Raw genomic sequence first — 19419 nt, forward strand, 5'->3', positions numbered from 1 at the left:
GGGCCCGACGCTACTGGTTGCCCTTCTGCGTGCAAGTGATGTCCTTGGCGGACTGACCGGTGATGTCGGACGGCAGCTGCACCCGCTCCTCGACGACCGGAGCCGTGGCGCCTGGCGCCGGGGTCTCTGTCGTCGGCGTGGTCGGCTGTTCCGCCTCGCCGACGACCTCCACGCCGCTGCCGGAGCTCGCCTTGCCGGTCAACTGGATCGGCTTGTTGTCGCGGAGGGCGTCGAAGAGCGGCTGGGCCGACTCGCGCACCGGGTAGAGGCGCAGGAAGTCGTCGCTGTACTCGGTCGGGTACTGCACGAAGAGGATGTCGTCGTAGGGCACGGACTTCGCGGCCATCGCGATCTGGACCATGCGCGTCGGGTTCGCCAGACCCGAACTGAGCAGGAGCTGCTTCTGATCCACCTGTGCGACGGCGGTGGTGGCCAGGGCGAACAGCTTCTGCGGATCGGCGAGCACGCCGTCACCCTGCAGCTTGCGCACGAGCGACCCCATGAACTGCTGCTGATTGGAGATGCGGCCGAGGTCGGACCCGTCGCCGATGCCGTGACGGATGCGCAGGAACTGCAGCGCCTCGGCGCCGACCAGCGTGTGCTCCCCCGCGGTCAGGTTCAGGCCGGTGTGGCCGTCGCTGATGTCTTCGGCGACGCACACGTCCACCCCGCCGATGGCGTCGGACATCTTGATCACGCCGGTCCACCGGATGGCGGCGGCGAAGTCGATGTCGACCTCCGTCAGCTTCTCGACCGTGAGCACGGTGCAGGGCAGCCCGCCGTACATGTACGACGCGTTCAACATCTGCTCGCTCATCGCCGAGTACGACCCGCCCTCGCTGTCCGGGCAGGAGGGGATCGGAACGAGCATGTCGCGCGGGAAGGACACCACGGTGATCCGGCGCGGCTCGTCGCTGATGTGCACCAGCATCGTGACGTCGTTGCGTTCGCCGCCGTCATCCTCCGCGCACCGCGGGAACTGGGCGATGTCCTGGCCCTCGCATGAGTCGGTGCCGACGAGGAGGATGTTCACCCCGCCCTCGATCTCGCCGAGTGTCGGGGGAAGCTGATCGTCGCCGCCGATGTCGACGGACGCACCCGCGACGGCGTTCGCGGCGTACCAGAACGTGAAGCCGGCCACGCCGACGGCCGACACCAGCACGACTGCGAGGGCCGTTGCGACGACCTTCCAGATGAACGAGAGCGGATGCGGCGACGTCAGCACCGCGTGGCTCGCCACCGGTGCGCGTCCCTTGCCTGTCAACCGACTCACTCGGATCCTCCTGAAGAACTCATCTACGCCAGCCTATGGGCCCGACTGCGGCGCTTCCTGTGCGAACGACGAACGGCCTCCCGGAGGAGGCCGTTCGGGTGATGTAGGAGAGCGGGTCAGCCCTGCGAACGACGGTTGGTGCGCGGACGACCGCCGACTGTGTCGCCGACGCGCATGCCACCACCGCGCGGAGCCTGGCCGCCGGAGCGCTGCGCGTTGCCGCCGCTGCGCTGGCCCGACGGAGCGGCCGAGCGGTGAGCCGGCGCGCCCTCGGTGCGCGCGGCGCCGGCGCCCTGGCCCTGACGGCCCTGACCACGCTGACCCTGACGCTGGCCGCCGTTGCCGCCCTGACCGCCTTCGCGGTTGACGCGCTTGCGCTGGGCGTTGGCGCCTTGCGAGCGGCCGCCGCCGGAGTGCTGCTCGACGCGGGGCTGCGGCTTGACGTACTCGGCCTCGGGTCCGACCAGGGTGGTGACCTCGGTGGAGTCATGACGCACGGCGACGGGCTTGACCGAGATCGCGGCCTTGCGCAGCAGCGCCTCGGTGTCCTTGCGCTGCGCGGGCAGCATGACCGTCACGACGTCACCGGCGCTGCCGGCACGGGCGGTGCGACCGGAGCGGTGCAGGTACGCCTTGTGCTCGGTGGGCGGGTCGACGTGGACGACGAGCTCGACGTCATCGACGTGCACACCGCGCGCCGCGACATCGGTGGCCACCAGCACGCGCACCGAGCCGTCGCCGAATGCGGCGAGGTTGCGGTCGCGCTGCGGCTGCGACAGGTTGCCGTGCAGGTCCACGGCGGGGATGCCCTGATCGGTCAGCTGCTTCGCGAGCTTCTTGGCGTGGTGCTTGGTGCGCATGAACAGGATGCGGCGACCGCGGCCCTTGGCGAGCGCGGTGACGAGGTCCTTCTTGCTGTCGGCATCCGCCGTCTCGAAGACGTGGTGGGTCATCGCGGCGACGGGCGAGTTGGCCTCGTCGACGGAGTGGAGCACCTCGTTCTGCAGGAAGCGGGAGACGAGCTTGTCGACGCCGTTGTCCAGCGTGGCCGAGAACAGCAGGCGCTGTCCGCCGCGGGGCGTCTTGTCGAGGATGCGCGTGACGACGGGCAGGAAGCCCAGGTCGGCCATGTGGTCGGCCTCGTCGAGCACGGTGATCTCGACGGCGTCGAGCGTGATGAAGCGCTGCTTCATCAGGTCCTCGAGGCGACCGGGGCAGGCCACGACGATGTCGACGCCGGCGTTGAGCGCGTCGACCTGGCGCTTCTGGCTGATGCCGCCGTAAATGGTGGTGGTCTTCATGCCGTACGCGGCGGCCAGCGGTGCCAGGACCGCGTCGATCTGCGTGGCGAGCTCGCGCGTCGGCGCGAGGACGAGGCCGAGCGGGCGTCCGGCACGACGGTTGCCGCCGGCGAGCTTGCCGCCGAGGCGCGCGACCATCGGGATCGAGAACGCGAGGGTCTTGCCGGAACCGGTCTTACCGCGACCGAGCACGTCGCGACCCGCGAGCGTGTCGGGCAGGGTGTCGACCTGGATCGGGAACGGGGAGGTCTTCTCCTGGTCGGTGAGCACGCGCACCAGGGGTGCGGGTACGCCGAGGGCGGCGAAGGTGGGAACGTCGGAAGTCATGGGTGTGCCTTTCGGGCAGGCTGCGCCCGACGCACACAGGCGAGCAGGCGCCGTCACAGCACGATCGGTGTGACGGAATGGCGAAGGCGTCGGGTGACGCATCCGTTCGCCGTGAGAAGTATCTGCTGGTGTCGGGGCCGGGGGCCTGCCGCACAAGTGAAGGGGCGTTCTGACGACGCAGGAAGCCCGTGAACGAGCTTCGCAATGCATTCAGCCTAGCGGATACCGCTGTGGGCGGGCTGAGCACGCCCACAGCGGCGCGTCGAGGGCGACCTCAGCGCAGCAGCATCGCCCGCCCGGGCTCACGCAGGATGTTCGCGACATCGACCATGAATCGCGAGCCCTGCTCTCCGTCGACCAGGCGGTGATCGAAGGACAGCGCGAGGGTCATGACGTCGCGCAGCGCGATCTCGCCGCGGTACTCCCACGGCTGCCGGCGCACCGCGCCGAGGGCGAGGATGCCCGCCTCGCCGGGGTTCAGGATCGGAGTGCCGGCGTCCACGCCGAACACGCCGACGTTGGTGATCGAGAACGTGCCGCCCATCATCTCGGCGGGCGCCGTCTTGCCTGCGCGTGCGGTCTCGGCCAGTGCCGCGATCGCGTCGGCCAGTTCGACCAGTGTCATGGCGTCGGCGTCGCGGATATTGGGCACGACGAGTCCGCGGCCCGTCGCCGCGGCGATGCCGAGGTTGACGTAGTGGTGCTCGACGATCTCGCCGTGCGCCTCGTCCCAGCTCGAGTTCAGACCGGGATGACGCGTCAGGGCCAGGCACACCGCTTTCGCGGCGATCGCCATGATGCCGATGCGGTGGCCCTCCAGCGACCGATCGGCCTTCAGCGAGGCGACCAGCTCACTCGTCGCGGTGACATCGCAGGTGAGGAATGTCGTCACGTGCGGCGCCGTGAAGGCGCTGCGCACCATCGCCTCGGCCGTGTGCTTGCGCACGCCGCGGATCGGAATACGGGTCGTGCGCTCGGTGGAGGTCAGCATCGGCGCGGGAGCCGTCGCCGGCTCTGGGGCCGCCCCGACACGCTCGGCGTAGCCCAGCACGTCGGCACGTGTGATGAGTCCGGTCACACCCGAAGGTGCGACGAGCACCAGATCGATGCCGAGGTCCTTGGCGAGCTTGCGCACCGGCGGTGTCGACCGCGGACGCTCCAGCACCTCCTCGACCGACTCCTGGAAGCGGATCGCGTCGTGCGGGGCCGCTTCGAGCACGGCGGTGTCGGCCGAGGACGGCCGAGCGGATGCCGCGCCGCGAGCGCGGCGCTGCGGGCGTCCGGCGGCGCGCGGCGCTGCACCGTACCCGACGAGGTTCGGCGGCGCCTTCTCGCCCGCGGTCTCGTCGGTCGGGGCCGCGGGCGCGTCCTCTCCACCGAGGTCGAACGAGATCAGCACGGCGCCGACCGCGACGACGTCTCCGGCGGCGGCGTGCAGCGTGCGCACCACCCCGGCGTACGGCGAAGGCAGCTCGACGACGGCCTTCGCCGTCTCGACCTCGGCGATGGTCTGGTTCAGCGTGACCTCGTCGCCCTCGGCGACCAGCCAGGACACGAGCTCGGCCTCAGGCAGTCCCTCGCCCAGGTCGGGCAGTCGGAAGTCCTCGATCATCGTGCGACCTCCGTCAGGCTGTTCGGACGGTCCAGCACCCGGTCGACCGCGTCCAGGATCCGGTCGAGGTCGGGCAGGTGGTGCCGCTCCAGCTTCGCGGGCGGGTACGGGATGTCGTGCCCGGTGACGCGCACCGGCGCCGACTCGAGGTAGTTGAAGCACCGTTCGGTGACGCTCGCGATGAGCTCGGCGCCGACGCCGGCCTCACGCGCCGCCTCATGGGTGACCACGACGCGGCCGGTCTTGCGGACGGATGCCTCGACCGTGCGGTAGTCGACCGGCGACAGGGAGCGCAGATCGATCACCTCGATCGACACGCCGTCGTCCTCGGCGGCGGTCGCGGCATCCAGTGCCGTCGTCACCTGCGCGCCGTACGTGAGCAGCGTGACGTCCTTGCCCTCGCGCGCGACGCGGGCCAGCCCCATCGGCGGCGCATCGGCCAGGTTCGTGTCGAGGTCGACCTCGCCCTTGGCGTGATAGAGGCGCTTCGGCTCGAAGAAGACCACCGGGTCGTCGGAGGCGATGGCCTGCCGCAGCATGACGTGCGCGTCGTGCGGGTTCGAGACGGCGACCACGCGGAGCCCCGATGTATGTACGAAGTACGCCTCGGGCGACTCCGAGTGGTGTTCGGCGGCGCCGACTCCCCCGGCCCACGGGATGCGGATCGTGATCGGCATCTTCACGTTGCCGCGCGTGCGGTAGTGCAGCTTCGCGACCTGGCAGACGATCTGGTCGAACGCCGGGTAGACGAAGCCGTCGAACTGGATCTCGACGACGGGACGGTATCCACGGTATGCCAGGCCCACAGCGGTGCCCATGATCCCGGCCTCTGCGAGAGGGGTGTCGATCACGCGCTTCGCCCCGAACTGGTCGAGGAGGCCGTCGGTGATGCGGAACACGCCGCCGAGCTTGCCGATGTCCTCGCCCATGATGAGGACCTTGGGGTCGTCCGCCATCGCGCGACGGAGCCCCTCGTTGAGCGCCTTGCCCATGGTCAGCTGAGTCATCGTCCTGCGCCTTCCGCATCGGCTGCGGCATCCCCGAAGCCCTCGAGGTAGGCGCGGAAGTTCTCGCGCTCCTCGTCGAGGCCGGAGTGCGGCTCCTCGTACACGTGGTCCATCACCCCGAGCGGGGTGCGCGACACGGCCGTCAGGCACGCGGAGCGCACCTCGGCGGCGAGACGGTCCGCATCCGCCGCGACGCTGGTCACGAACTCGTCGTCCATTGCGCCCTGGGAGCGCAGCAGCGCCTCCACGCGGGCGATCGGGTCGCGTCGACGCCACCGCTCGAGTTCCTCGGGGTCGCGGTAGCGCGTCGGATCGTCGGAGGTCGTGTGCGGCCCCATCCGGTAGGTGACGGCCTCGATGAAGGCCGGCCCCTGGCCGCGACGCGCGTGATCGACGGCCCACCGCATCGCGGCGAGGCATGCGAGCACGTCGTTGCCGTCGACACGCATGCTCGGGATGCCGAAACCGGGCGCGCGGCCTGCGATCGGGAACTTCGCCTGCACGGTGACCGGTTCGGAGATCGCCCACTGGTTGTTCGTGCAGATGAAGACCACCGGGGCCTGGAACGAGGACGCGAAGATCATCGCCTCGTTGACGTCGCCCTGGCTCGTGGCACCGTCACCGAAGTACGCCGCCGCCACCTCGTCGGTGCCGTCGTAGGTGATGCCCATCGCGTAGCCGACCGCATGGAGCGCCTGCGCGCCGATGATGATCTGCGGCGTCGCGGTGTTGATGTCGTAGGGGTTGTAGGTGGAGTGCTCTTCGCCGCGCCAGGCGAGCACGAAGTCCTCGGGCTTGGCGCCGCGCACGAAGTTGACGCCGATCTCGCGGTAGCTGGGGAAGACGAAGTCGTCCGAGCGGAATGCCCGAGCGGTGCCGACCTGGGCGGCCTCCTGGCCCTGACACGGCGCCCAGAGGCCGAGCTGTCCCTGGCGCTGCAGGGCGACGCCCTCGGTGTCGATTCGACGGACCAGGACCATGTCGCGGTACAGCGCGCGGAGCTGATCGGTGCCGACGTCGGCGACCCAGGGGTCCAGATCCGCGTCGGGGATGCGCCGGCCATCCGGGGTCAGGAGTCGGGCGACATCGTCGATGTCGGTCGCCGGCTCAGCCGTGGGTGTGAGAGTGTGCGCCATTGTCATCCCTCCGTTGTGCGGCTGCCTTCGTGGGGCGTTCGCGATCGGATGTCGGCTTCGTCGCCGACAGGGCCGACACTACGTCGATGTCGCACCTAGCTCAAGCATTGCGCCCCGGCTTGAGCATGTTGCCAAGAAGCACCCCCCGCCGTGGTGCTAATGTTTCGCACTATGGGAAATCTCGATCACGTCGACCTGCAGCTGTTGACGGTGCTCTCGAGCGACCCGCGGGCCACCGTGGTCGCTCTCGCCGACAAGCTGGGACTCTCGCGCAACACGGTGCAGGCGCGGATGTCGCGCCTCGAGCGCGCAGACGTGTTCCTCTCGTACGAACGGGCCATCTCCTCGTCGGCGTTGGGCTTCCCCATCGAGGCGTTCATCAACGTCATGGTGCGCCAGGCGGAACTCCCCCGCATCACTGCCGAGCTGCAGCGCATCCCCGAGGTCGTTCAGGCGCACGGCCTGAGCGGTCAGGTCGATCTGCTCGTGCGCGTCGCGTGCCGCGACACGCAGCATCTGTTCGACACGGATGCCCGGATCCTCTCGATCGAGGGGGTCGAGCGTACCGAGACCTCACTGGCGATGGGCGAGGTGATCGGCTATCGCGTCGCGCCGCTCATGGAGTTGGCACGGCGGGAGCCGTAGCCGCAACAGGCGGCTGCACGTCGGAGGAGGCATCCATCCGCACGAGCACCACACCGAGCAGGATCAGCGCTCCCCCGACGAATTGCACCGGCGCCGGCGACTCACCCAACAGCAGCCACGCGAAGCCGAGCGCGAACAGCACCTCGGACAGGCCGACGAACGAGGCCACCCGCGACCCGATGCGCGGCACCGCCATGACACCGAGCGCGTAGCCGACCGTGGTGGCCACCGCGGCGACCCAGATCAGCGGAACGAACCACGGCACGACGACGCCGGAGAACTCCAGCATCACGGGCGGCGCGGCGAACGGGAGGATGCCGGTGAGGCACAGCACCGCCATGAGCGCCGCCCCGACGAGCAGTCCGCCGGAAGCCAGCGCCAGAGGCGGCAGATCGTCGCCCGCGCGCTCCGCGATCAGGAAGTAGGCGCCGACGCAGACCGCGGCGCCCAGCGCGAACAGTGTGCCGAGCAGGTCAAAGCGCGCCCCCGAGATGTCCACGACGAGCACCAGGCCCGCGACGGCGACGACGGACCCCAGCGAGACGAGGCGGGACGGCGCGCGCCGGGTGCGCACCCAGGCGAGACCGACCAGCAGCACGGGCGCCAGGTACTGGATGAGCAGCGCGACTGCGACCGGCATCCGCTGCATGGCGGCGAAGAAGAACAGCTGGCAGCCGGCGACCGCGGTGAGGCCGAAGCCGAGGACGATGCGCCAGTGCCGACGCACGAACGAGCGCTCCCGCACCATCGCCCGCACGAGCGCCGGTGCGAGGATGAGGCCCGCCACGCCCATGCGTACGAGCAGCGCCGCGCCGAGCGACCACCCCGCCTCCAGCAGCGGCTTGATCAGCGGGCCGCTCGAGGAGAACGCCAGCGCAGAGCCCACCGCCATGAACAGACCGCTCGTGCGCACGCGCGGCAGCGTGCGTGGTGCCACCAGGGTGATGGGTGCGGTCGAGGCGGTCATGCGTCATCCGACTGTCAGGAGTGAAGTGTGCTTACACTGGTGACAGTACTCACGGGTTCGTCAGGAGTCAACATGGTTTTCATTCATGACACGCGCCAGTCGCTGACGGCGGCCGTCGACCTCGTCAACACCCTTCCGGTGACGGCGAGCGACGGGGTCGATCGACTCGTATCGGTCCAGGACTTCGAGCGCTTCCTGAGCACCCACCCCTACACCGGGACGATCCGGCACGATGCCGCCGAGGTGACCGCGGTCCGCGGCATCCGCTCGCGTCTGCACCGCCTGTGGGAGGTCGACCGCGACGGCGCCGTCCCGCTGGTCAACGAGATGCTGCGCGACGGTCGCGCACTCCCCCAGCTCGTCATCCACGACGACTACGACTGGCACATCCATGCCGCCGTCGACGAGGCACCGCTGGCCACCCGCATCCTGGTGGAGACCGCGATGGCCGTCACCGAGGTCATCCGCTCCGACGAATACGCGCGGCTGCGCGTCTGCGATGCCGACGACTGCGGGTCGGTGTACATCGACTATTCGCGCAACGGCTCCAAGCGCTACTGCGACGAGGGGAACTGCGGCAATCGGATGAACGTCAACGCGTACCGGGCGAGGAAGGCGCGAGAAACCGCTTGATCGCGTCGGCCGCCGGTTCCGGCGTCTCGTAGTGGATGAGGTGCCCGACGTCCGGGATCTCGACGAGCTCGGCATCCGGGAACAGCTTCACCAGCGTGCGCTCGGCCTCGATCGGCGTGATGTCGTCCTTGACCGCGGCCACCATGAGCGTCGGCTGCGCGATCGTCGGCGCGAACTCGCGCACGTCGTGCGAGACCGAGGCCAGGAATGCGTCGTGCAGCACGTCGCGGTCGGCGAAGCGGGAGAAGTACGTGTCGTGCTGGTCGTGGATGAAGCGGCGCAGCTCGGCATCGTGGGTCTTGGCCATCGACGTGCTCATGACCCGCACCACGATCCCGCTGCGCAGCAGCGCGTCGCCGACCGGCTTGGGCAGCTTCTTGCCCGCCCAGTAGTAGAAGACCGCGAGACGGGTCAGGATGCCGCGGGGCCCTTCGAGCGCCGGCGCGCCGATCGGGTTCACCAGGATGAGACGAGGGGTCTCGAGGCCACCCGCGACGGCGGAGGAGGCGACGATCGAGCCGAACGAGTGGCCCAGGATGACGGCACCCGGAGCGACGGCGGGCGCGAACGCGCGCAGCCAGTCGCCGTACGCGTCCAGGTCGTGCGTGCGACCCGGCAGGGGCGGCGTCTCACCGAAGCCGGGCAGGTCGGGTGAGATGACGCGGAAGCCCTCGAGGTGCGCGATGACGGGCTCGAGACCGTGGTGCTCGCCGCGGAAGCCGTGCACTGCGAGGATCGTGGTCTCGGCATCCTCCGGGCCGTAGACCCAGTACGCAGTCGTGCCGCCCAGCACCTCGACCTCCCGTCGTTCGACGGGGATCCGGTCGAGGAGGTCGGCGTAGGGACTCATGACGGGCACACCTGAAGTCTACGAGTCCGCACCTGCGCATCGACCGCATACCGCTCGCCGCGGAGCGCCTCGATGGGGATGTCGGCGGCAGCGCATACCGTGATCGGCATGGATCAGTGGCAGGCCGAGCCGCTCCCTCTGTTCGAGACTCCGGACTGGGTGCGCGTCGTGGGAGTGTTCGACCTCGAGACGACGGGCATCGACGTCACGACCGATCGCATCGTCACCGCGCACGTCGGCGTGCTGGATGCCTCGGGCACTGTGATCCAGGCGAAGGACTGGCTCGCCGATCCCGGCGTGCCCATCCCCGAGGGCGCCTCCGCCATCCATGGCATCTCGACCGAGCACGCCCGCGACCACGGCCGCCCGGCTGTCGAGGTCGTCGACGAGGTGGTCGGGGCGTTGCGCGCCCTGCTGGACGCCGGTATCCCGGTCGTCGCGTACAACGCGCCGTACGACTTCTCGCTGCTCAAGTACGAGGCGCTGCGCCACGGCATCGCGCCGATCACCGACCCGTCGCCCGTGATCGACCCGCTCGTCGTCGACAAGGCGTACGACCGCTGGCGTCGCGGCAAGCGCACCCTCGAAGTCGTCGCCGCGCACTACGCGGTGCGGTTGGACGGTGCGCACGAGGCATCCGCCGACGCGATCGCGGCCGGCCGCGTGGCTCAGGCGCTCGCGGCGCGGTTCGCCCCGTGGCTGCCGCCCTCGATCGAAGAGCTGCACACGCAACAGATCGCGTGGGCGCGCACCCAGGCTGCGAGCCTGACGGAGTACTTCATCCAGATCGGTCGCATCGAACCGGACGACGAACTCGACGGCAGCTGGCCGATCCGCTGACGCGGCCGGCCCGCGGGCTCAGCCCTTGCCGAGCAGCTTCTGGAGCTCGGCCAGGTCGGCCTCGGTCGGTGCCTTCGCGCCGCCGCCACCGAGTCCGAAACCGGATCCGGTCGGCGCTGCGGGAGCAGCCTCGACGGCACCGGCCGCTTCGGCAGCACGCTTGGCCGGGTTGCCCGACCGCGAGGCGGGGCGGCCCTTGGGCTGCTTGCCGCGCTTGGCTGACGCACCGGGACGCGCACCGGGCATCGGCCCCATGCCGGGGATGTTGGGCACACCGCCGCGCGCGACGGTCTTCATCATCTTCGCGGCCTGCTCGAAACGGTTCACCAGAGCGTTGACGTCGGTCACCGTCATCCCGGAGCCTCGTGCGATGCGCAGGCGGCGTGAGCCGTTGAGGACCTTGGGGTTGCGGCGCTCGGCGAGCGTCATCGAGCGGATGATCGCCTCGGTGCGGTCGATCTCCTTCTCGTCGAAGTCCTCGAGCTGCTGCTTCATCTGGCCCATGCCCGGCAACATGCCGAGCATCTTCTTCATCGAGCCCATCTTCTTCATCTGCTGCATCTGCTCGAGGAAGTCCTCGAGAGTGAAGCTGTCGGTCGCGAGCTTCTCGGCGACCTTCATGGCCTCGGCCTCGTCGAACGCGCTCTGCGCCTGCTCGATGAGGGTCATGATGTCACCGAGGTCGAGGATCCTCGAGGCCATGCGGTCCGGGTGGAACGGCTCGAGGTCGTCGAGGCCCTCACCTGTGGACGCGAAGATGATCGGGCGACCCGTCACCGACGCCACGGACAGCGCGGCACCACCGCGCGCGTCACCGTCGAGCTTGGAGAGCACGACGCCGGTGAAATCCACGCCCTCCTGGAAGGCCTTGGCCGTGTTGACGGCATCCTGACCGATCATCGCGTCGATGACGAAGAGCACCTCGTCGGGATCGACGGCCTTGCGGATGTCGGAGGCCTGCTTCATCAGCTCGGCGTCGACGCCGAGGCGACCGGCGGTGTCGATGATGACGACGTCGTGCTGCTGGCGACGGGCGGTCTCGACGCCGTCACGGGCGACCTTCACCGGGTCTCCGACGCCGTTGCCGGGCTGGGGTGCGTAGATCGCGGCACCGGCCTGCTGGGCGACGACCTGCAGCTGGTTGACGGCGTTGGGGCGCTGGAGGTCGGCGGCGACCAGGAGCGGTGTGTGGCCCTCCTTCTCGAGCATCTTCGCGAGCTTTCCCGCGAAGGTCGTCTTGCCGGAGCCCTGCAGGCCGGCGAGCATGATGACGGTCGGCGCGGTCTTGGCGAACTGCAGGCGACGCTGCTGCCCTCCGAGGATCGCGACGAGCTCCTCGTTGACGATCTGCACGACCTGCTGGGCGGGGTTGAGCGCCCGGTTCACCTCATCGCCGAGGGCGCGCTCGCGCACCTTCGCCGTGAACTCCTTGACGACCGGCAGGGCGACGTCGGCGTCGAGCAGGGCGCGACGAATCTCGCGCACCGTCCCGTCGACGTCTGCGGGCGTCAGCTGCCCCTTCTTGCGAAGGTTGCGGAAAGTCTCGGTAAGCCGATCGGAGAGCGTGCCAAAAGTCGCCATGATGGGGCCAATTCTATCCGAGCGGATGCGGCATCCCGCGCTACGCCGAATCCTCTGGGGTCACGGCGTCGACGCGGTCGCACCGAGGGCGACGCGCAGCTCTTCCTTCGCCCTCGCGTAGCGGCCGCGCGCGGTGGACGCCGGGATGCCGAGCAGTTCCGCCGCATCGACGAGCGAGAGCCGCTCCCAGTGCACCAGGCGCACGAGCTCCGCGAGATCCGGGTCGAGCCGGGCGATGGCGTCGCGCACCTCGAGCCCCTCGTCAGAGCCCGGGGCCGCGGCATCCGCATCGACATGCCCGCGGATGCGGTCGGCCAGCGCCCACCGTCGGCGCTCACCGCGCGCGTGGTTGAGGAGCGTCCCCCGCGCGATGCCGAAGAGCCACATGCGCGCGCGCTCGGGCTCGGTCGGCACCTCGCCGGCGCGGCGCCAGGCCACGATCATGGTCTCGCCGAGCAAGTCGGGTGCGTCGACCGGTCCGACCCGTCGCTGCAGGTAGGCGAGGAGATCGGTGGATGACGCGGCCAGCGCCGCCTCGAGGGCCGCGTGGGAGCGGGTCATCGCTCGCACTGCATCTGGATCGCGAACGCCCACCACCCGGTGTCGATCGTCGCGGCATGCGCGGCGATCGCCTCGTTCACCGCGCGGTCGACGGCCTGCGCATACTCATCGTCCGGCGTCGGCCCCTCGGCGGTGCGCGGCACGACGTCCAGCGGTCCCTCCGGCGTCAGCACGACCATGAGCTCGGGGTCGGGCTCGCTCCGCAGCGTCGCGAGGACGCCGTCGACATCCGCGATCGCGAGCACGTCCGTCGCAGCCAACCAGGACCGCAGTTGCGCGACCGATTCAGGCGAAGCGCCGTCCGCGCCGAGGGACGCGTTGTCCGTGAGTACCCGCGCCTCGCAGGCGCGCCCGCTGGGCAGCGTGTACGCGTAGGCCACGTCCGGGTCCTGCGCCCACGGCAGCCACGCGAAGCCGCCCGCCGCGACGGCGGCTCCCGCGCCTCCGAGCATCGCCAGGGCGAGCCCGGCGCCGATCGCGATCCGGGACACGCGCCGGCGCGTCGGGGGCGCCGTCCGCGTGACTTCCGCCTCGGCATCCCGCATCATCGCAGCGAGGTCCGCGTGCAGTGCCGGTGTCGGGGCGACCGACGTCGGAGCGGATCGGTGCAGCTGGTCGTCGAGCGCGTCGGGGTTCATGGTGCCTCCATCGTCAGGTGTGCGTCACCCTGTACCTGTCCGGCATCCGGCGAATCGTCCGCGTCAGGCTGGACCGAGTTCCTGGAACACCGTCAGCTGCACGTTGGCGGGCGCCCGCAGCCGCGCATTGAGCGACCGCCACGGCGTCTCGCGGGCGGATGCCTCGACCACCGCTCCCCCGTCGGCGAGGCGCTCGACCGTGCCGAGGGTGTCGTCCACCTCGATGGCCAGCCGGATGGGTTCGCTGGCGACGCCGTCGGTCTCGACCGTGTCGATGAAGCGCACCTGGGCGGAGTTCGCGAGCTCGAGGGTTGCGCGTCCGGCGTCGAGGATGACCACGCGCGCACCGCCATCCGCCTCGAACGCATCGGCCTGCGGCATCCCGAGCGTGTCGCGATAGAAGGTCAGCGCGCCCTCGAAATCCTCGGCGTGCACCACGACGCGCAGCTGTCGGACGTTGCCGCCACCTGTCACGGAGGCGAGCGCGCGGCCGAGCATGTCCGCCAGGGATGTGCGGCCGGGCCCGGCGAGAGCCCAGTGCTCGATCGCCGCCATCAGGGCGCCCGCGTAGGCCGACGCGGACACATCGGCGCGGAAGGCATCGACGCCGACTGCGCGGAAGCGGCCCGCGATCATGCGCCCCAGGCGGGCGCGGCGAAGCGCCGTCTCACGCTCCAGTTCATCCTCGATCCCCATGGCCGGAGCGTTCGCGAGGGCCAGCGCCAGCACATCCGGAGCGAAGCCGGCGACGAGGTGACCGAGCGTCTGGCGGACGGCCGCGTCGGCGTGCCCGGGCGCCGTGCGCAGTCCGGCCTCGGCATCCGCGATCCGTTCGTCCAGGCCCGCCCAGAGGATGTCGCCCTTGGAGGCGAAGTAGTTGAAGAAGCTGGACCGGCTCACTCCGGCGCGCGTGGTGATGTCCACGATCGAGGTCGCGTCGTACCCGCGCTCGAGGAACAGCTCGCAGGCGGCTTCAGCGAGGACTTCGCGCGACGAGGCGCGGGGGCGTCCGGAACGCGGCGTTGTCGTCATGCCCCCAGGCTATGGCCGACCGGGGAGCCGGGAGAAAGCTCCCGGGAATCCGGGAACGGATGCCGTGGCCGCCCGGGAACGTCCTCCGCTGGAATCGGGGCACCACCTGGAGAAGGAGCCGTCATGTCCGTCGAATCCACCGAAGCTGCCGCAGCCCGCCGCGAAGTCACGCCACCGATCGAAGACCCGCGGCGCTCGTTCCGTATCGCGGGGCGTGCCGCGCTCGTCGCCGCGATCGCCTGGCTGGTCGAGCCGATCGCCTTCGCGGCGACCCTGCTCAACCCCGCCAACATGAATCCCGACCAGACGTTGGCCGAGTTCCGCGCCGCGAATCCGTACGGCATCGCGATCGGACTGGGCCTGGCCGTGCTCGGTGTCGCGATCGGCATCGCGGTCCTCGCGAGCGGACGCGCTCGCGCCACACGCGAATCAGCGACGTACCCCGTGCTCGTCGGGCAGGGACTGGGGTTCCTCGCGGCGGGCGCCCTGATCATCGCCGGAGCGATCGACCTGACCCTCGGCAGCCTGGCCGGGTCGGCGCTCACCGCGATTCCCGAGGTGCCCGAGAACGCGCGCTGGCTCGCCAACCAGGCGATCATGATCACGCACGAGGGTATGCGGCTCACGGCGTGTCTCGGCATCGCCGCCTGGTTCGTGATCCTGGCCGTCACCGGGCGACGCGCGGGGCTGATCGGCCGCAGCATGCCGACGACACTGTGGATCGCCGCCATCCTGATCGCGGTGCCGGCCGCCGTCACCGGGCTGCTGACCGGGATGAACATCATCCTCCTCGGTCTGATCCCGCTCGCGGTGGCCTGGCTCCGTCGCGGCCGGCGCCGGAGCGAGTGAGGCTATCGGCCCGTTGATCCAGTCGGGATACTCATCCCATGGACCACACGCTGCTGCTGGCGTCCCAGCTGATCGTGATGGCGGTCAGCTGGGGCACCGCCACGTGTCTCGTCGTGGCGTTCGTCCGTCGCCGGGACGTGCGCGCGGCGTGGGTTCCCGTCGTGGCCACGCTGGGACTGCTCGTATCCACGGGCTTCATCGCGACAGCGGCGAGCACGCCGATGGCCGCGGCCTGGTTCGTATGCTTCCCGGTCCTGTGCTTCACGTATCCGGACGGACGCCTGCGACCACGGTGGACCATCATCCCGCTCGCTGTCTCGGTGATCGGCACAGCGGCGTACATCGCCACCGATTCACAGATCACGGATGCCGCGTGGTGGCCGTTCGCGGCCGGTGCGCAGACGCTGCTCGGCGTCGGCGTGCTGATCTATCGCTATTCGCGGCGCTTGTCCGCCGATGATCGGATGCGACTGCGCTGGCCCCTGCTGGCGGTCATCGTCGAGGTCAGCATCTTCGCCGTCATCATGCTCGCCGAGGGCGGCACAGTGGCCGAGCACGGCCCGCTCTCGGTGGCCGCGGCGAACCTCGCCGGCCTCTGGATCGGTCCGGGATTCGCAATCGGCCTGGCCTGGCCGCGGCTGCTCAACGTCGACCGGGCGCTCCGGGGCGTGCTCGTGGTGGTCTTCACCGCGATCCCGCTGGCGGCCGCGTGTGCCGTGGTCATCGCCCTCTCAAGCGACTTGGGCGCCTCCGCCGCGTGGCTCACGGCTCTGGCCGTGGCGATCCTCGCCGTCCCGCTCACCCGGCTCTCCGCGCACGCCGCAGATCGGCTCGTGTTCCGACGCCGGGCCGATCCGCTCAGCTCGTTGCGCGAGCTGGGTGCGCGCCTGGATGCTCAGCTCGACCTGACCGCTGTGCCCCACACGCTGGTCGCCCTCATCCACGAAGCGCTCGGCTTCGAGGAGGTCGTGCTGCGGGGTCCCGGCGAGGTGGAGGTCCGGGTCGGTGAGCCGAATGCCTCCGCGACGACGGAATTCCCGGTGATGTACCGCGGCGAGCGGCTCGCGGTGCTGGTGGTCTCGCCCCGGCGGACCGAGCTCACCCTCACCGCACACGATGCCGCCGTCGTCGACGAACTGGTGCGCCAGTCGGCACCGGCCCTGCACGGGGTGCGCACCTTCGCGGAGCTTGTCGATGCGCGTGAACATCTGCAGCGGCTGCGCCAGTCGGAGCGGGCGCGGATGCGGCGCGACCTGCACGACGATCTGGCGCCCACGCTGGCGGGGCTGGGACTCAGCGCCACCGCCATCGCAGCGCTCACGGCCGATCGTCCGGCTGTGGCCCGCCTCGCCGAGACGCTGCGCGAAGACGCCGGAGCCGCGCTGGCGCAGGTGCGCGAACTGACCCACGATCTCCGGCCCGAGGCGCTAGACCAGGACGGACTCCTGATCACGCTGCAGCGACGACTGGTTCGAGACGGAACCGCGGGGCCGCAGGTCCGCGTCACCGGTCCGGAGGGCGAGTTCCACCTCGATCCCCGCGTCGAGGTCGCGGCACTGCGGATCGCACAGGAGGCGGTCTCCAACGCCCGCCGCCATGCGGAGGCGGCACAGATCGCCGTGCGCGTCGGCCTGGATCCGACGTCCCTCCTCGTCGAGGTCCGCGACGACGGCGTCGGGCTCGCCGAGAACCGCACCGCGGGCCTCGGTCTGGAGTCCATGCGACAGCGCGCCCGCGAACTCGGCGGCGCGACCGTCATCTCGCCCGCCCTCGGGGGCGGCACAGTCGTCCGCGCCAGACTCCCCCTCGAACCGGTACCCGCGCCCGATGCCGGCGACCTGACCCCACGGAGCGCCTGATGAGCCGCATCTTGATCGTCGACGACCACCCGGTGTTCCGGCGAGGCCTGGTCGCGCTCCTCACCGCCGGCGGACACGATGTGGTCGCTGAGGCGGCGAACGCCACCGATGCCCTGACAGAGCAGTCGCGGACCGCACCCGAGATCGTGATCATGGACCTCGGGCTCCCCGATCAGCACGGCGTCGTGGCGACGGCGCGGGTGATCGCGGCCGACCCCGCCGTGAAAGTCGTGGTCGTCACCGCCTTCGACGACGCGGCCACCGTGAGCGCGGCCCTGGAGGCCGGGGCCATCGGGTTCGTCGTGAAGGACTCGGCCGCCGATCAGATCCTCACCGCGGTCCAGGCGGCAGAACTGGGGGCCTCGATGCTGAGCTCGGGCCTGCGCCACGCTCCCGCCCGCGACCCCGGCCTGGGTCGGTTGGCCGACAGCGCCGGTCTCACCCGGCGCGAGACATCCGTCCTCCGTCTGCTGGCCGAAGGGCTCGGTAACGCCGAGATCGGGTCGCGCTTGTCGCTGTCGGCGAAGACCGTCGCGAACTACGTGTCGATCGTGCTGGTCAAGCTCGGCGCGCGGGACCGGCATCATGCAGCCCGCATGGTGCGCGAAGCATCCTGAGCCGGGCGTATTGTTGGATGCGATCCAACAACCGCCACAAGCGAGGAGTGCACGTGCTCGACATCCTGGAAGCGGGGCTCTCCCCCGCGTATGTGCCCTATCTGGAGGGGTGGGACCTGCAGCGACGCGTCCACACCGCCGTGGTGGACGGAGACCGCCCCGACACGCTGATCCTGCTGGAGCACGAGGCCGTGTACACCGCAGGCAAGCGCACCGAGGCGCATGAGCGCGCGCAGGACGGCACGCCTGTGATCGACGTAGATCGCGGCGGGAAGATCACATGGCACGGCCCCGGCCAGCTCGTCGGCTATCCCATCGTGCGCCTGCCGGAGCCGATGGATGTCGTAGAGCACGTGCGCCGTCTCGAGCGCCTGTTGATGTCCGCGCTCCGGGAGCACGGCGTGGACGGCTACCAGGTGGACGGACGCAGCGGCGTGTGGGTGCGCCGACCCCTGTCCGAGGACAAGGTGGCCGCCATCGGCGTGCGGGTCGAACGCGGAGTCACCATGCACGGGTTCGCGATCAACTGCGACAACTCGCTCGCGGGCTTCCGCGACATCATCCCCTGCGGCATCACGGATGCCGGGGTCACGACGGTGAGCGAGGTCGTCGGGCGGGATGTCGCACCGCGCGACATCCTCGACAGCGTCACGCGCGTGTTCCTCGCCGAGTACGCGGGGGTGGCCGCATGACCGCCGACCCGGCCGGCCGCAAACTCCTGCGCCTGGAGATCCGCAACGCCGAGACGCCCATCGAGCGCAAGCCGGACTGGATCAAGACGCGCGCGAAGATGGGCCCCGAGTACCAGGAGCTGCACGCGCTCGTGAAGGACGAGGGGCTGCACACGGTGTGCCAGGAGGCCGGGTGCCCCAACATCTACGAGTGCTGGGAGGACCGCGAGGCCACGTTCCTCATCGGCGGCTCGCAGTGCACGCGCCGATGCGACTTCTGCCAGATCGACACCGGCAAGCCCGCGGACTACGACACGGACGAACCCCGCCGTGTGGCCGAGAGCGTGCAGCGGATGCGCCTGCGCTACGCCACGGTCACGGGTGTGGCGCGCGATGACCTACCCGACGAAGGGGCGTGGCTGCACGCCGAGACCGTCCGCCGCATCCACGCCGAGAACCCGGGCACCGGGGTGGAGATCCTCGCGACGGACTTCTCCGGCAACCCGGCGCTGCTCGGCGAGGTGTTCGACTCACGGCCCGAGGTCTTCGCACACAACGTCGAGACCGTGCCGCGCATCTTCAAACGCATCCGCCCGGCGTTCCGGTACGAGCGTTCGCTGGACGTGCTGACCCAGGCGCGCAACGCCGGGCTCATCACGAAGTCCAATCTCATCCTCGGCATGGGCGAAGAGCCCGAGGAGGTCGTGCAGGCGCTGCAGGACCTCCACGACGCCGGCACCGACATCATCACGATCACGCAGTACCTGCGCCCCACGCCCCGGCATCTCCCGGTGGCCCGCTGGGTCAAACCCGACGAGTTCGTCGAGTTCAAGCAGGAGGCGGAGCGCATCGGCTACCTCGGCGTACTGGCGGGTCCGCTCGTGCGCTCGTCGTACCGCGCCGGGCGGCTGTGGGCGCAGTCCATGCTCGCCAAGGGCCGCGACATCCCGGAGTCGCTCTCCCACCTCGCCAAGGACATCGCCGCCGAGGGCGTGGAATTCGCCCAGGCGGTGTGACGCC

General features: G+C 70.3%; 19 protein-coding genes. 8 read left to right on the forward strand and 11 right to left on the reverse strand.

Annotation, left to right across the window (positions count from 1 at the left end):
- Nucleotides 1-10: 10 nt before the first annotated feature.
- From ASD65_RS03310 to pdhA, 5 genes are all read right to left on the reverse strand, one after another.
- Nucleotides 11-1273 (reverse strand): LCP family protein, encoded by a 1263-nt coding sequence (locus ASD65_RS03310; protein ID WP_235566594.1) that lies wholly within the window; start codon nucleotides 1271-1273, stop codon nucleotides 11-13.
- A gap of 116 nt (nucleotides 1274-1389) precedes the next feature.
- Complete coding sequence (locus tag ASD65_RS03315; RefSeq protein ID WP_056218462.1) at nucleotides 1390-2901, reverse strand: DEAD/DEAH box helicase; 1512 nt, start codon at nucleotides 2899-2901, stop codon at nucleotides 1390-1392.
- 274 nt (nucleotides 2902-3175) lie between these two features.
- Nucleotides 3176-4513, reverse strand: coding sequence for a dihydrolipoamide acetyltransferase family protein (locus ASD65_RS03320; protein WP_056218465.1), 1338 nt, complete (start codon nucleotides 4511-4513; stop codon nucleotides 3176-3178).
- A complete protein-coding gene (locus ASD65_RS03325; protein ID WP_056218468.1) occupies nucleotides 4510-5520 on the reverse strand; it encodes an alpha-ketoacid dehydrogenase subunit beta in 1011 nt (336 codons plus the stop codon). The genes ASD65_RS03320 and ASD65_RS03325 overlap by 4 nt, the downstream gene beginning before the upstream one ends.
- A complete protein-coding gene (gene pdhA / locus ASD65_RS03330) occupies nucleotides 5517-6662 on the reverse strand; it encodes a pyruvate dehydrogenase (acetyl-transferring) E1 component subunit alpha (RefSeq protein ID WP_082561553.1) in 1146 nt (381 codons plus the stop codon). Before pdhA ends, ASD65_RS03325 begins: the two co-directional genes overlap by 4 nt.
- Before the next feature lie 165 nt (nucleotides 6663-6827).
- Between pdhA and ASD65_RS03335 the strand changes: the two genes are divergently transcribed.
- Nucleotides 6828-7301 carry an Lrp/AsnC family transcriptional regulator gene (locus ASD65_RS03335; protein ID WP_056218472.1) on the forward strand — a complete coding sequence of 158 codons (474 nt, stop codon included), beginning with the start codon at nucleotides 6828-6830 and terminating at the stop codon, nucleotides 7299-7301.
- Here the strand turns inward: ASD65_RS03335 and ASD65_RS03340 are convergent.
- Nucleotides 7273-8268, reverse strand: a complete 996-nt coding sequence (locus ASD65_RS03340) for an EamA family transporter (protein WP_056218476.1) — start codon at nucleotides 8266-8268, stop codon at nucleotides 7273-7275. The genes ASD65_RS03335 and ASD65_RS03340 overlap by 29 nt on opposite strands.
- A 72-nt stretch (nucleotides 8269-8340) precedes the next feature.
- Between ASD65_RS03340 and ASD65_RS03345 the strand changes: the two genes are divergently transcribed.
- Nucleotides 8341-8901, forward strand: coding sequence for a CGNR zinc finger domain-containing protein (locus tag ASD65_RS03345; protein WP_056218479.1), 561 nt, complete (start codon nucleotides 8341-8343; stop codon nucleotides 8899-8901).
- Here the strand turns inward: ASD65_RS03345 and ASD65_RS03350 are convergent.
- Nucleotides 8861-9760, reverse strand: coding sequence for an alpha/beta fold hydrolase (locus ASD65_RS03350; RefSeq protein WP_056218481.1), 900 nt, complete (start codon nucleotides 9758-9760; stop codon nucleotides 8861-8863). The two genes, ASD65_RS03345 and ASD65_RS03350, sit on opposite strands and share 41 nt — an antisense overlap.
- Nucleotides 9761-9859: 99 nt before the next feature.
- Between ASD65_RS03350 and ASD65_RS03355 the strand changes: the two genes are divergently transcribed.
- The gene (locus ASD65_RS03355; protein WP_056224420.1) at nucleotides 9860-10591 is read left to right on the forward strand and encodes a 3'-5' exonuclease; all 732 of its coding nucleotides are present in this window, start codon (nucleotides 9860-9862) and stop codon (nucleotides 10589-10591) included.
- An 18-nt stretch (nucleotides 10592-10609) separates the two neighbouring features.
- Here ASD65_RS03355 and ffh read toward each other — a convergent pair whose 3' ends face one another.
- The 4 genes from ffh to ASD65_RS03375 all read right to left on the reverse strand — a co-directional run bounded on the left by ffh (nucleotide 10610) and on the right by ASD65_RS03375 (nucleotide 14403).
- Nucleotides 10610-12172 carry a signal recognition particle protein gene (gene ffh, locus ASD65_RS03360; protein WP_056218484.1) on the reverse strand — a complete coding sequence of 521 codons (1563 nt, stop codon included), beginning with the start codon at nucleotides 12170-12172 and terminating at the stop codon, nucleotides 10610-10612.
- Between the two features lie 60 nt (nucleotides 12173-12232).
- Nucleotides 12233-12733, reverse strand: a complete 501-nt coding sequence (locus tag ASD65_RS03365) for an RNA polymerase sigma factor (RefSeq protein ID WP_056218495.1) — start codon at nucleotides 12731-12733, stop codon at nucleotides 12233-12235.
- Nucleotides 12730-13371, reverse strand: coding sequence for a hypothetical protein (locus tag ASD65_RS03370; protein WP_056218497.1), 642 nt, complete (start codon nucleotides 13369-13371; stop codon nucleotides 12730-12732). The genes ASD65_RS03365 and ASD65_RS03370 overlap by 4 nt, the downstream gene beginning before the upstream one ends.
- A gap of 63 nt (nucleotides 13372-13434) precedes the next feature.
- The gene (locus ASD65_RS03375; RefSeq protein WP_056218500.1) at nucleotides 13435-14403 is read right to left on the reverse strand and encodes a TetR family transcriptional regulator; all 969 of its coding nucleotides are present in this window, start codon (nucleotides 14401-14403) and stop codon (nucleotides 13435-13437) included.
- Between the two features lie 123 nt (nucleotides 14404-14526).
- On the opposite strand from ASD65_RS03375, the gene ASD65_RS03380 reads away from it, so the two are divergent.
- The 5 genes from ASD65_RS03380 to lipA are packed head-to-tail and all read left to right on the forward strand — an operon-like array spanning nucleotide 14527 to nucleotide 19415.
- Nucleotides 14527-15252, forward strand: coding sequence for a hypothetical protein (locus ASD65_RS03380; protein WP_056218504.1), 726 nt, complete (start codon nucleotides 14527-14529; stop codon nucleotides 15250-15252).
- A gap of 38 nt (nucleotides 15253-15290) precedes the next feature.
- Nucleotides 15291-17111 carry a sensor histidine kinase gene (locus ASD65_RS03385; protein ID WP_056218507.1) on the forward strand — a complete coding sequence of 607 codons (1821 nt, stop codon included), beginning with the start codon at nucleotides 15291-15293 and terminating at the stop codon, nucleotides 17109-17111.
- Nucleotides 17111-17728, forward strand: a complete 618-nt coding sequence (locus ASD65_RS03390; protein ID WP_056218510.1) for a response regulator transcription factor — start codon at nucleotides 17111-17113, stop codon at nucleotides 17726-17728. The genes ASD65_RS03385 and ASD65_RS03390 overlap by 1 nt, the downstream gene beginning before the upstream one ends.
- Nucleotides 17729-17781: 53 nt before the next feature.
- A complete protein-coding gene (gene lipB, locus ASD65_RS03395) occupies nucleotides 17782-18420 on the forward strand; it encodes a lipoyl(octanoyl) transferase LipB (RefSeq protein ID WP_056224422.1) in 639 nt (212 codons plus the stop codon).
- On the forward strand, nucleotides 18417-19415 hold the full coding sequence (lipA, locus tag ASD65_RS03400; protein ID WP_056218513.1) for a lipoyl synthase: 999 nt from the start codon (nucleotides 18417-18419) through the stop codon (nucleotides 19413-19415). Before lipB ends, lipA begins: the two co-directional genes overlap by 4 nt.
- Nucleotides 19416-19419 lie beyond the last annotated feature (4 nt).

The sequence above is a fragment of the Microbacterium sp. Root61 genome (assembly GCF_001427525.1).
GTDB lineage: Bacteria > Actinomycetota > Actinomycetes > Actinomycetales > Microbacteriaceae > Microbacterium.

Coding starts and splice junctions, on each gene's coding strand:
- ASD65_RS03315 (WP_056218462.1), bottom strand. CDS start 2,901: ATGACTTCCGACGTTCCCACCTTCGCCGCCCTCGGCGTACCCGCACCC.
- ASD65_RS03320 (WP_056218465.1), bottom strand. CDS start 4,513: ATGATCGAGGACTTCCGACTGCCCGACCTGGGCGAGGGACTGCCTGAG.
- ASD65_RS03325 (WP_056218468.1), bottom strand. CDS start 5,520: ATGACTCAGCTGACCATGGGCAAGGCGCTCAACGAGGGGCTCCGTCGC.
- pdhA (WP_082561553.1), bottom strand. CDS start 6,662: ATGACAATGGCGCACACTCTCACACCCACGGCTGAGCCGGCGACCGAC.
- ASD65_RS03335 (WP_056218472.1), top strand. CDS start 6,828: ATGGGAAATCTCGATCACGTCGACCTGCAGCTGTTGACGGTGCTCTCG.
- ASD65_RS03340 (WP_056218476.1), bottom strand. CDS start 8,268: ATGACCGCCTCGACCGCACCCATCACCCTGGTGGCACCACGCACGCTG.
- ASD65_RS03345 (WP_056218479.1), top strand. CDS start 8,341: ATGGTTTTCATTCATGACACGCGCCAGTCGCTGACGGCGGCCGTCGAC.
- ASD65_RS03355 (WP_056224420.1), top strand. CDS start 9,860: ATGGATCAGTGGCAGGCCGAGCCGCTCCCTCTGTTCGAGACTCCGGAC.
- ffh (WP_056218484.1), bottom strand. CDS start 12,172: ATGGCGACTTTTGGCACGCTCTCCGATCGGCTTACCGAGACTTTCCGC.
- ASD65_RS03365 (WP_056218495.1), bottom strand. CDS start 12,733: ATGACCCGCTCCCACGCGGCCCTCGAGGCGGCGCTGGCCGCGTCATCC.
- ASD65_RS03370 (WP_056218497.1), bottom strand. CDS start 13,371: ATGAACCCCGACGCGCTCGACGACCAGCTGCACCGATCCGCTCCGACG.
- ASD65_RS03375 (WP_056218500.1), bottom strand. CDS start 14,403: ATGACGACAACGCCGCGTTCCGGACGCCCCCGCGCCTCGTCGCGCGAA.
- ASD65_RS03380 (WP_056218504.1), top strand. CDS start 14,527: ATGTCCGTCGAATCCACCGAAGCTGCCGCAGCCCGCCGCGAAGTCACG.
- ASD65_RS03385 (WP_056218507.1), top strand. CDS start 15,291: ATGGACCACACGCTGCTGCTGGCGTCCCAGCTGATCGTGATGGCGGTC.
- ASD65_RS03390 (WP_056218510.1), top strand. CDS start 17,111: ATGAGCCGCATCTTGATCGTCGACGACCACCCGGTGTTCCGGCGAGGC.
- lipA (WP_056218513.1), top strand. CDS start 18,417: ATGACCGCCGACCCGGCCGGCCGCAAACTCCTGCGCCTGGAGATCCGC.